General features: G+C 45.3%; 1 pseudogene. It reads left to right on the top strand.

Going from position 1 to position 287, the window contains the following annotated elements:
* Positions 1-287: pseudogene (locus AB4585_RS27500) on the top strand (catalase-peroxidase); the annotation flags it as partial.

Below are 287 nucleotides of genomic sequence, written 5' to 3'. Positions count from 1 at the left end.
ATTATGACCGATGCGGATATGGCACTTAAAGTGGACCCTGAGTATCGCAAAATTTCAGAGCGTTTCCATAACGACCCTGACTACTTCAACGAAGTATTTGCTCGCGCTTGGTTTAAGCTAACCCATAGAGATATGGGACCGAAGAGCTGCTATCTAGGTCCAGATGTTCCTGCTGATGATTTGATTTGGCAAGACCCTATCCCAAGTGGGGCGACAAGCTATGATGTAGAGTCTGTAAAATCAAAGATCAAAGACAGTGGGCTGAGTCTCTATGAGCTTGTCACTAC

It is taken from the genome of Vibrio sp. 10N.222.49.C9, from assembly GCF_041474985.1.
Classification (GTDB): Bacteria; Pseudomonadota; Gammaproteobacteria; order Enterobacterales; family Vibrionaceae; genus Vibrio; species Vibrio crassostreae_C.
Note: the sequence above shows the minus strand (reverse complement) of the source record. Positions and strands in the feature narration are given on the sequence as shown.